Raw genomic sequence first — 12,346 nt, forward strand, 5'->3', positions numbered from 1 at the left:
GCGTGGTTAAATATCTCCGAAAGCCAGTCTCCAAGATGGATTTGTCCCCTTTCCCTGCACCCTCTTGACAAAAGTGCAATTACCTTAACCTCTCACCGATGACGGTGTACACACAAGTATAGGCCGCAAAGGTTTCAACCCTTTTAGTCCATCAATACCCTATTCTGAGGTGACTTGAAACTTCATTTCTCATCCTAATTTTAGGATTAAGGCAACGAAACCAAGTTTCAGGTAGGATTTCAAGACTTCTGTGTACACCGTAGGATTGTCCAGGGGAGAGAAATTTTGTGGGTTAGCTGCTGGTTGTAAGTCACTGGATGTAGAGGTGGCTTTTTTGTGCTTGGGGGATGGGTTTGACATATTTCCACTTAGTACATTTGCACCGAGGGAAGTTCAGATTAGACTTGAATTGCTCCCAATGCTTTGAGGTTGGCTTTTTGCCCTTCAGAAATGCCTGTCACGCCAGTGATATTCATGCCTTCGTAGGGAAGGTGTCTACTTAAGGTTTGCAGAGTTTTACCTGTTTGCACATCGCAAATTTGAATTGGTTGTTCTAAAAAAGCGATCGCCAGTAAGTCCTTGACTGGATGCCAATGCACCGACATTCCGTGATTTTTGCCCTGGATAATCTGTTCGCAAACCCCCGTGTCAACATTCCAGATTCTCACTGTTTTATCAGTACAGGTACTTGCAATTTTGTTGCCATCGGCACTCCATTCCACTGAATAAATCCGCCCATTTGTATGCCCCAGGAAGGTTTTTAAACAATCTCCAGAAGCCACATCCCAAAGTTGAACTACACCATCGTAGTCTCCACTGACCAAGGTTTTGCCGTCTGGACTAAAGGCAACGCTACCGATGAAACGACCTACAGAAATGACGCGAGAACAAATACCACAGCTTAAATCCCAAAACCGAATAGTTCCATCTAAACCTCCACTGGCAACCAAATCGCCTAGAGAAAACCCAGCAACGGAATTTACCAGACTGGTATGCCCTGACAGCGTTAATAAACATTGCCCAGAATGAGTATCCCAAAGTTTTACCGCTCCATCACTGGCGCAACTAATCAGACAATTTTCATCCCGACACCAGGTGACTCCCCTTACCCAACCCTGATGTCCCTGCAACACCTGTAAGCATTCCCCCGTCTGCACATCCCAAATGCGAACAGTGGTATCTCCACTGCCACTTGCCATTAAGCGTTCGCCTGGACTCCAGGCAACAAACATCACTTCGTTGCTATGCCCGCAAAAAACTCTCAGACATTCCCCTGTTTGACCATCCCACAGTTGCACAGTATGGTTGGTGCTAGCGGTCAACAGACGAATGCCATCGTTACTCCACCGGACACACCAAGATGAATTACTGTAGCCGCGTAACGTTTTGACACATTGCCAGGTTTGTGTATTCCAGAATTTAACCACCTGATCGAAAGATGTACTAGCAAGGATGCTGCCATCCGGACTCCAAGAAACTGACCAAACCCAGTTTTCATGTCCCTGCAACACTTTTAGACATTGCAGAGAGCAATCCCACAGGTTGACAACACAACCATTCATACTTCCCCCTGCTAGTCTCTCGCCATCCGGACTCCACATTAATTGATAAAAAGGCTCTTGGGTGTTAACGGCTTGCAAACATTCTCCCGTTTGCCAATTCCAAAGTTTAACAGTTTTATCGTACCCACTACTGGCGATGATTTTGCCATTGGGATGCATTGCCACAGAAAAAACCCAATTTTCACGGTCTGAAATTACGCGAATACGCTCGCCAGTCACCACATCCCAAAATTTAATCGTGCTATCCGTATAGCCTGCTGCCAGCACTGCCCCATCCGCTAACCATGCCAGACTCATAATCCAGCAACTGCGATCGCCAGAGTTACTTCCAAGCTCAGTCAAACGCTCTCCAGTGATAGCATTCCAAACCACAAGTAAGGACTGTTGCCCGCCACAGGCTACATATTTACCGTCGGGACTCCAGGCTAATGCCAAAATGGAACTGTTATAGCCGTGCAAGTCCCGCAGTTTTTGACCTGTGCGGGCATCCCAAAGGCTAACTGCGCTATCGACACCGATAGCTAACATTGTGCCATCAGGATGCCAATCAGCCGCCATAATCCAGCCTTGATGTGCCTGGATCGATATTAATGGCTGCATTCCTTCCACCTGCAAAATATGTAATTCTCCTTTGGTATCCCCGACAGCAAAGTGCTGCCCATTAGGACTAAATTTTGCAGATACTCCACCTGCAAAGAGTTGGGTAAAGGTAGATTGAGCAAAATGAGCAAATTGAAAATTGACATCTTTTAACCGCACACCCCGGAAATCTGCGTGGCGAATTTTCAGATGGGAAAAGTCATAGCCAGTGAGGTCAATTTGCATGTGCAGACACAGGTTAATGAAGTTCCCCACTCCATAACCAAAGGTTGATTCTGAATCAGTACTTAATGCCAGCAAAACAGATTGCAAATGCTGCTCTAATCGTTGATAATTACGATGAAATTCAGCTTTTAATTGTTCAATGAGTAGTTGTAAAATTAAGCGAATTTGACTTTCGCGTATATATTCTAAAACAGTACTTTTTAAAAGTGCATAATGGTTGAAAAAAGATGTTTTAACTATTAACAATTCGCTGACAAGCTGGTGAATTAAACAGTCTGTAACATATTCCATAATCACGGGCTGTTGGGTATATTCCCCCGATCGCGTTTCTATAAGACTGCGCCAAGTGAGCGATTCCAAAGACTCCAACAAACTAGCGCGAGAAACCCCAGGAACAATATCAGCTTGCAGTTCGGCAATTGTAGTCCATTCTCGATTAATCGCCAACCAATACATAATGCTCTGTTCCAAGGGCGATAAACGCTGAAATTGCTGAGCGAGCAAGTGGCGCATCCCGTTAAATATCGGGGTTTCTGTTTGCAAAAAAACAGCAATTTCCCCATCAAATAAACTTTGAATTGAGGTACCAACCATTTTCAATGCTAGGGGATTGCAACGATACAACTCACATAGGTGGCGTTTTTCAGCCTCGCTTCCCACTAGTCCCTTAGCGTCAATTAATGCCAGTGATGCTTCCCAGGAACCTTGAAGAGAAAGCGATCGCACTGGGCCGCTCCAATCTTCCAAGATGGCAACTTCCGCAGATTTCTCTCTGCTAGTCAAGACAATACAACTTTGATGGCTGGCTTCCCCCAACAACCGAAACAATTCACCATAGTTGCTGAAATCTGCTTGGTAATTGCCAGCGCGCTGACCTGGTTGCAAGAGAGTATCTTGATTATCAAAAATCACCAGACACCGATGAGTTTGCAGCCAGTACAGTAAACGTTCTGGTTTTGCTTGGATGTCTTGTTGCTGGGAAAGAAAGGGTACTAGTTCAGTCAACAAAGTTTCTAAGGGAGGGGCATTACGCAGACTGCGCCAAATTACAAATTCAAAGTCTGTTTGCACCAATTGAGCGACTTTAGCAGCCAAAGCACTTTTACCAATACCGCCCATTCCCACCAGGGCTATGAGGCGACAGCGTTCTGCAATTATCCACTGACTCAGGTTTTCTATCTCCTCTTCACGACCGCAGAAGTGAGAAACATCAATCGCCTCGCCCCAATCTACGCAATGTGGAATTTGCGGTTGGCGATCAGGGATTGGTGCATTAAATTGGGTAAGAATTCCGCGCAGATTGGTTTTTTTAACTTTGCGACCCAAAGCATCACTCAAAAGCTTCCAGAATTTGGGGGCAATATCTCGCTGTAAGTAGTTAATGGAATAGCCTGAATAGGTGGCGATGCGATTGTAATTCCAGTTGTTCCAGGCACCAAACAAAAGGGCAATTTCCACTTTAGTTAGAGTTCTAGCGATTTTGCGATTGATGGCATAGTTAGCGATTGCCAGGGCCTGTTCAAACTCCATATTTACGCTATTTATGCAGAAATTTAGTTTATTTAGACTAAATTGAACCATACTTTACATACTCAAATCCATACTTTTTCCATACTTTTTTGTCAAGACAGCACCACAGAGTTTTGGTATTGTCTTAAACAACTCAAAGGATTGAGTGCTTAATCATGAATCCTACTTCTAAGGTACGCCCTTGTTGATCTAGATATTGGCGCTTCTAGTTTGTGGTGAAACAAAAATTAAGCGGGGGTGATCGCCAATCTTCTGGAGTAAGTACTAATAAAGTGCTAGATGTCACAGACATAAAGCGATCGTTCACCAGATGGCTAGTAGGTTTGTTGTCTGATTCCCTAGTCGTTAGACTTAGGCAACTAGAGCAATGGCACTTATTCAAGCAGGGTAGCTAAAGCAAATTCAAGAGCTTGGGATATTTGAGGCTGGTTCAATTATGGGTAAATTTTTATTGGTTCCTATACATCTAGATGCGTTGTATCTCAAAGATGGAACCAGTGTGGCAGAAGCAATGGTGGAGTTTAATCGTCTCCCTTATTTCAGTGGCAAGCGAGATGTTAACCCTGATATTGTGAATTTGAGTGAGTCTATTGTTTCGCAGCCCTTTGAAAATAAAAATCTCTATCTTAAGGCTGGTATCCATCTCCATTGGGCGTTACCCGATGCATTGACAAAACAAAGCAAAGATGGGACATTTCCTGCTGTTCCTAATCGCTGGCTCATCACTCGCAGCAAGAAAGACGGAACAAATGCTAAAAGTTGGATTATTGAAAGTGATTATTTATATCCTCCAGATGCAGGATTTCAAGAGGACAGTATTACCTATCCTTATAAAGACACAAACAATTCCAATTCGCCGCCCTTTAGGTATTTGGGTAGAAAACTGACCTTTGATGATTGGAAGAATTCTGGATCAAAAAACGGTGCAGGTGCGAAATATTTAGAGCGCTTAACCGCAGTTGGCTACGGTGAACCAACCTTTGCAGCCTTTTATCCCAACTGTCGTAGTGTATTTGGCTTTCACGATGCAGAATTGCCTGAACTTACTCCTCAATCAGATCTCAAATATGATGTGATTGGCTGGTATAGCGAACCGCAACAGGATTACCTTGGTGAATTTTTTAAGAATTTCAAAACCAGTTTCAACGAGGATTTCAAGGAAGACCTCACTCCTGAAAACTTCATTGATGCAATTGAAGAGGAAATGAAGTGGAAATTCCTGCCCAGTTCCTATTCAGATAATGACCAACAGCAAGAGAGCCAGGAAAAGCGGCAACAGCGTATTATTGATATCAAAAAAGAATTAGAGTGGCAAGAAACTTTGAATCAGAATAGCTGCATTTCCCAGATTATCTGTTTTTCACGGTTAACATTTAACACTAATTATAACAATATTAGTCTAGTAGAAAAAGCAAATATTAGCCTAGCTGTTGCGAATACAGGAACACAAGCCTTATCAGCTTATTTAGCTGAAACTATTGATAAATCTCAGAAATCAATTATTGAAGAACAACTCGAAGCTTTACAGCTTGCAGAAACTTTAGCAAGCCAAGAATTAGACACGGGGTTTAAATTTGAGGAACTCCGCCACGAAGCAGGATTTAACGCTGTTGCTGGAGGATTTCTATGGAAAATCCAGTTGGATACGGCAACAAATCAATCAAATTTAGAAAAAACCACTTCTCCGGCAACTCTAGAGTTGCCGTCTGAACTTGCCATTCAACTTAACGAGCTGAACCAGAAACAGCAAGAATATGATTATGAGTGGGCAAAAATTATTTCAAGACGTAGACAGCTTTTCTCTGATTGGTATAAGTATATGGTTTCGACCTATCCACCAGAGGATAGTTGGGATAATTATCCTGATATTGATGAAGTAAAATATTATATTGAGGAACGAGGACTTAAGCCACTACATGACAAAATAAATGAGATAGGAACACTCAATCTATCTTACGATAATTCAGATAAACTGAGTAGAGCAGTCGGTTCAGATAATTCTGAATCTGCTAAACTGGCAAAACAAATAAACGAATTAATTAGTAATATTAACGCTCACAATGAAAAAGTTAAACAAGAATATAATGCTCTTCCCAAAGAGAAAAGTAAAAATCTGCCTCATCCTCCAACCTATTATTTAGAAAGGGCAAGTAGCTCTCGTTTTTGGCAACCTAAAGAACCTGTGGTTTTAATGGTAGGAGAAGACGTTAAACCAACTCAAAGACATGGAGAAGATGGTCGGCTTAATCCAGATGATTTACTGGAATGCTATCTCATTGATATTTATAAAGATATTCAAGATAAACAATCCTTGCTATCTATCTTTGATGGAGTTATTAGCCACAAGTTGAACGCTCTAAATCCTAGTAAAGAGTCTCAAGGCGAGTCCCAAAATCCTCAAGAGCGGATTGGCTTTGATACTTGGAAAAAGCAACCTTGGAATCCAATCTTACTGGAATGGTTGATTGAGATATTTCCAGTTGCTAGTGGTAGTAACAAAACATCAGTTAATCGCAACTATAGCAATGATTTTCTCACCCAAAATTATGCGCTTCAAACAAATGATGTAGATTTATCGCCAAAACCTGATCAATCTGTATTTGATAATAATATAAAAGGCAGTATTAAAACTGATAAGCACTCTAATATCTACAGTGGTTCCAGTATCTTAACTCCCTATGCTAAATCGTTATTACAAAATCGAATCGAAGAATATTTGAAAAATTATGGGAATCTTGAAAAATTCTATAAGGAAAAAGGCATCGAGCAAAAGAAACGGAACATTGAATTTCTGGAAGAGCAAATAGATCAAATTGAGAAATGGTATCCAACGAAAGATTTTAAAGATCCCACTTATACAGCAATTAAGACTTATAAAGACCTAAAAAGCCTTAATTGTTTGTCTCAAGCACTGGGTGGATTTAATGAAGCTCTGTTGATGCATAAACAAACCCTGCAACTAATAATTGAAGACCCAATCGGTTTTGACGATTATAAAACTTTCACTAATAAAGTTGCAGAAGCAGTAGCAGGTGAAATAAAAAGCGCCCCCCAACCGTTAGATGACTTTAGCCCAATTCGTTCTGGGGAAATGCGAATTATTGACTTGCAATTGATTGATACCTTTGGGCAAGTCAGAAATTTAGACTGGAGTGAATATGTTATCAAACCGGAGAGCATGAAAGCCCAGGAAGATAATCGTATTGTGCTCCCGCCTCGTTTTGTTCAACCGTGTCGCATTAATTTTCGCTGGCTATCAGCAAGCGATAAAGACAATCAAGAAAGCAACGATCATCCAGCTACCAGCCCAATTTGTGGATGGATTCTGCCTAACAATTTAAATGGCAGCTTAATGATTTATGACAGTGAAGGTCAAGCTCTGGGGTCGATTAACACTAACGCAGAGTGGGACTATGCTCCTGGTAGTATTCAAATTAAAACTGAGAACATTCAAAATACCCATCTCAAGAAAGTAGTAAATACTGTAATGAGATTAGGAAAAAAATTTCTCGAAAACTTTAATAGCTGCCTCAACAACGCTCTGAACAATATCAATCCGGAAAACTTTGCCCAGCATCAAAGTGTAGCATTGCTGATGGGTCGTCCTATTGCAGTGGTTCGGGCATCAGTCAATCTAGAACTACAGGGTTTACCCGCAATTAACCAGGATTGGAATGTTTTTCGTCAAGAAATGCAGCAGATGACTCCCTTAGAAAATAGGGATACAGATGATTTTGTTAATGTCAAAATTCCGATTCGGATTGGTGAGTATCGACAACTTAATGATGGTGTAATCGGCTATTGGAAAGAGCAGAAAATTGAAAATGAGGAAACCTATAAGTATGAAAATGATATTTTTTATGCTCAACAAAGTGATAATATTGAATCTGATAAAATTGAAACTCAATATATAGACCCAAATAAAAATCCAGAAGTAGAAGAAGGGTCAATTAATATACTTCAGTCTATTAATAGTCCTCCTCAAATTTTAACAATGTTGGTTGACCTACGAGGAGTTTTTCATGCAACATCGGGTGTTTTGCCTACTAAAGTAATTAGCATTCCGCCTGAGCAATATGCAAAAGCACTCGCCAATATTAAAGTCACCTTTTTAACTGCTCCTATTTTGACGGAGAAAACTAATCAAGGCCGCCTCAAGCTTCCGTTACCCACTGCTCCAGATTATGATTGGGCTTGGTTGGAGAAAAAAGGTAGAGAACAATGGTCTGAGCTTCTAACTATTCCAGTAATTGAAAAGTCAGCATTTACTCAAGCCTATCTCGAACATCAAGCAAATAAAGATCCGGTCAGAGCTTGGGAAGTATTATTAGAGCAAAAATGGCTAATCAATGAACAGCAAACAAAAGCTGAAATTGCCTCGAAAGATAAGCGTAAAAAACTTGAAGGTGTTGAACTCAAAGGTCTTGATAATATGATTGAAAAGATTTTTGATTTGCACGAAATTAGCATTCATCCAGTGACTTATAGAGCTAGTTTTTCTGACCTTCAGGAAATTAGAGAAGGGTGGTTAGTATTGAAACCCCATGAACCTAATCAAAAATCAAATTCATAACAGATAAATACAATCATCACTACATAGAAAATTTTTTAGGTGAGCAAGATGGAACAAATTAGCATTAATCTAAGCATAGAAGAAGTCAATCAAATTCTGGAATCTTTAGGGCAACGTCCCTATGTAGAGGTCTTTCAACTAATTAGCAAAATCAAAATCCAGGCTGAGGCGCAAGTGCAAGCTAATCAAATGCGTAAGCAGGCATTTGACCCTATGGATTTGAGCGCTAATTCTGCTGTGATTTCCTAACTTAATATTTATCAAATTAGTTCAACAACTATTTCAATCTGGAGAAACCCCAATGACTAGCAGCTCTGTAAATAACACACCGTCTAGTGCCAATATACCTGTTAAAGGTTCTGATATTTTTCAAATTTACCTATCAGATGAAGATGGGCAAAGTATTCTCAGTATTGATGATGGTGCATTGAGACAGTCGCTACGAATTGAGATTGTTAATACTTCTGGTAAAAATATTGAACTTCAAGGCATCCAGGGAAATCTTTCCCTGACAAACTGTCATTTTTGTATCTCTTTTCGTCCTGGAACCTTATCTAATCAAGGGCAAGGTATTACTTTAAAGGTAAGAAAGGACGAGAGCGAAGTCCAAGGATGGAACATACAAAACGAAGGTAGTACGTATTTTTTGGCACTCACTGAATCTGCTAATACAACAGCTAAAATAATTGAAAATGGTAAAAGAATTACTCTGATTTTTGAAAATATTGGAGCATCTCCTGAAGGAGGTTCAAGAGGTACGCGAGTTGAAATTAAATATAATCGCCTTCAATATCAAGGTTTTCAAGAAACGATTAGTGGAAATCGTTTACAATATCTCAATATTGTTAACCAACGTGGCAAAAAACAAATACCTTTATATGCAGGATTTTTGGGTTCTAATACTATTCTTAATGATGGGACAGAGAATGAGTTAACCCTCTCCATTCAAAGTCTTCCTAAAATGACTCTGCCTTTGATGGTTAAAGATTATTCTACGGAAATTGTACCTAAGCAAATAAATCCGGAAAATTTGCCAGTTAGAGCAAAAGTTATCCTTGACGAAATCTCTAGAATTTCCGGAATACAATCTAAGCAACTTATCACTATTTTAAATTCTTTAAGTTCTAAATCTAATATTCAGCTAAATTCTGGTTTGAACATTACCAATCAAATTTTAACTCTTCTTAGTTCTATATCTCCTGATATCTCTAGAGTTTATACTTCTCTTACATCTAGATTAACTCTTCAAAGTATTATTGAAAAATTTAAAGACACAACTCTTTCAACCATACCAAAAGATGATCTAGAAATCATTATTGGTTTTCTCACTGCTTTCAAATTTATAACTCCCGAATCTTTGAGATCAGAATTGAGCCGACTGAACATAAAAATAATTGACTACAATGCAAATACTGATAGTAATCAAATATTGAATTTGCCAAATGTTAAGAACCTTGGGTTATTAGATGAAGCTATAAAATTTACAATTTCTTTTGATGTTGCAAAAGCAGATGATTCTAAGCAATCAGCTTTAGTTGATAAAACAAATGCAGATGATATTCAGATAAGTATTGACAAAGGTCAGGAAAATTGGATTTTTGGTGGCAAATTAGAGCAGGGACAGACACCTCAATGGAGTTTTGTTTGTAAAACAGGATTGCAGCTAACAGATCGCCAAGAGATTCTGAGACTCAGTATCAAAAATCTTAAAACCAATTTGCTTTCTGGCTATGCCAATCTCTACGTTCACTATCAAAACTTTCCCGGATACTGGGATGGATATATTACTGTTCCAATCCATAAGGGGCCTCTAGTATACCGAGAAAACAATTCAGTTGGATGTGTCGGAATTGGTACGGATGAACCCAACGCTAAACTTCATGTTAAGACAACTAGAAATTTAGCTGCTTTACAAGTAGATGGAAATACAACGATAGCCGGTAATCTCTCTGTTACTAATGGAAAAGTTGGGATTGGTACTGCACCTGGTGATGAACAGTTAAAGGTGCAGGGAAATACGGCGATCGCAGGTACTCTTTCAATTACCAATACAAGTACCCTAACTGGAAAGGTTGGGATTGGTACTGCACCTGGTGATGAACAGTTAAAGGTGCAGGGAAATACGGCGATCGCAGGCAATCTCTCTGTTACTAATGGAAAAGTTGGGATTGGTACTGTATCAGGTGATCAACAATTAAAGATACAGGGAGATACGCTAATTCAAGGAAGATTAAGCGTAAGAAGCAGCAATGGTATATCGCTAGGGCTGCAAGGCAGCGGAGGTGGTGAGCTTGTTATTTTAAATAGCACAAATGATAACAGCATTTATCTAGAAGCATTTAGCGCTGATGGAAATAGTAGTGCAAAGAATTTTCAACTAACAGGAAGATACGATCAGAAGGCACCTAAGATTACCTTAAATGCAGACGAAACAGTAATCACTGGAAATTTAACAATCAATGGAAAAAAGCCCATTATTTTAGAAAGATACCGTAATTTGGGGGATAACATATCTAAGAATACGGAATACTCATCTCAGGAATATTCAGCAGCAATTGTTGGCTTTAGAGCTTTAAACGGAGATATTCAAGAATCTGGTGCTGGCGATATCATACAAGTTTATATGTATATTGCAAATAATCAATGGTATATGCGTGCCGATTTTAGAAGTCAAAGACCAGATGAGAATTGGTATGTAGATGTTATGTTTATCAGCAATAATTTGGCTTCTCGTAATGGCGATTGGTCAAGTTAATATATTTGTTTAGAGTGTAAAACGGACAGGAGTTTATCATAGAAATTCATGATTTAATTGTGGAAGCTCAAACTATTACTGCATTTTTGAAAGCTGTCAATGAAGAATTTCAGCTAACTTTACAAACTGATATTTCAGGTGACAGCCCTATTGCAAAGCTATTAGAAAAGCCAATAACAGTTCAAAAAGGAGAAAAGGAAAATATTTTATATGAAGCCAGAGGTTCTCCTTTGGATTTTTCACCTTTTAACTTTGGAGAATCCTTTGAGTTGAAAACTATAGTGATTATTACTGTAACTCAAGGATTAAATTAAACCTGTAGACATTCACCAATCTATCATCACGAAAAATTGAGGAGATTTACAAATGGCAGATACAGCAGTAAAGCTTGGATTAGCTTTTGATTTAAACGGTACACCTATTGCACTAGAACCTAAGCAGGCTATTTCTGAAATTAAAAAGCAAGGTTTCGAGGTTGAATTGCCTAAAAGGCTCGAACTAGGATCAGCTGGTGACGGGATTGACAACATTTTGAAGCAGCTAGGTTCTACTTACCGCGTGAATCAATCAGCTGACTCAGGGGTAACGGTTATAAAATCTAAACTACCTAACTTCAATGTCCTTACTCAGCTTTATGACAAAGTCGCAACTGCCAGACTCTCTGTTGAGAAATTTCATGTAAAAATTCCAGGTGATGATTACCTGACAGAAAAAAAGAAAACAGATGCAAGTGCCCAAATAACCTCCAATGATTACAAATATACAATTGGACTCTCTGCAACATGGCCACTAACTGGAAATGAGACTGGATTAACTCTAACTGGCATTTACTTTGAGGTTAGTAATGAGCCAGGTGCTATAGCTCAAGAAAAAGCAGCAGCATCATCATAATTCTGATGGCTTGGCAATCATCTTGAATACCTAATTATTCTATAGGTTGAGTCAGCAGAGCATAACCCAACAAAAACCAGATTGATGTTGGGTGTAAAGTTTTTCTACCCAACCTATAAAAGCTGAATTTTTCCCTTCTTTTCTTAGAGGCAATAAGCTTGAATAGTTAATTGAAGCAAGAAGTTATACCAAAGCAATATGGCTAATTTT

General features: G+C 39.4%; 7 protein-coding genes. 5 read left to right on the top strand and 2 right to left on the bottom strand.

What is annotated here, in order from left to right; translation table 11 throughout:
* Positions 1-189: 189 nt before the first annotated feature.
* Together H6G41_RS22815 and H6G41_RS22820 are read right to left on the bottom strand one after the other, a co-directional pair.
* Positions 190-360 carry a hypothetical protein gene (locus H6G41_RS22815; RefSeq protein WP_190748909.1) on the bottom strand — a complete coding sequence of 57 codons (171 nt, stop codon included), beginning with the start codon at positions 358-360 and terminating at the stop codon, positions 190-192.
* A 38-nt stretch (positions 361-398) separates the two neighbouring features.
* Complete coding sequence (locus H6G41_RS22820; protein ID WP_190748910.1) at positions 399-3,917, bottom strand: NB-ARC domain-containing protein; 3,519 nt, start codon at positions 3,915-3,917, stop codon at positions 399-401.
* A 436-nt stretch (positions 3,918-4,353) separates the two neighbouring features.
* Here H6G41_RS22820 and H6G41_RS22825 point away from each other — a divergent pair, with 436 nt between their 5' ends.
* Genes H6G41_RS22825 through H6G41_RS22845 form a run of 5 tightly spaced genes read left to right on the top strand, consistent with a single transcriptional unit; the run spans position 4,354 to position 12,136 of the window.
* A complete protein-coding gene (locus H6G41_RS22825; RefSeq protein ID WP_190748911.1) occupies positions 4,354-8,490 on the top strand; it encodes a hypothetical protein in 4,137 nt (1,378 codons plus the stop codon).
* Positions 8,491-8,538: 48 nt separating this feature from the next.
* Positions 8,539-8,739 (top strand): hypothetical protein, encoded by a 201-nt coding sequence (locus H6G41_RS22830; RefSeq protein WP_190748991.1) that lies wholly within the window; start codon positions 8,539-8,541, stop codon positions 8,737-8,739.
* Positions 8,740-8,791: 52 nt separating this feature from the next.
* A complete protein-coding gene (locus tag H6G41_RS22835) occupies positions 8,792-11,245 on the top strand; it encodes a hypothetical protein (protein ID WP_190748912.1) in 2,454 nt (817 codons plus the stop codon).
* Positions 11,246-11,304: 59 nt separating this feature from the next.
* Positions 11,305-11,559: a hypothetical protein gene (locus H6G41_RS22840; RefSeq protein WP_190748913.1), complete on the top strand. Its 255-nt coding sequence runs from the start codon at positions 11,305-11,307 to the stop codon at positions 11,557-11,559.
* A 52-nt stretch (positions 11,560-11,611) separates the two neighbouring features.
* On the top strand, positions 11,612-12,136 hold the full coding sequence (locus H6G41_RS22845) for a hypothetical protein (RefSeq protein ID WP_190748915.1): 525 nt from the start codon (positions 11,612-11,614) through the stop codon (positions 12,134-12,136).
* Positions 12,137-12,346 lie beyond the last annotated feature (210 nt).

Origin of the sequence: Tolypothrix sp. FACHB-123 (genome assembly GCF_014697075.1) — a bacterium.
Classification (GTDB): domain Bacteria; phylum Cyanobacteriota; class Cyanobacteriia; order Cyanobacteriales; family Nostocaceae; genus Aulosira.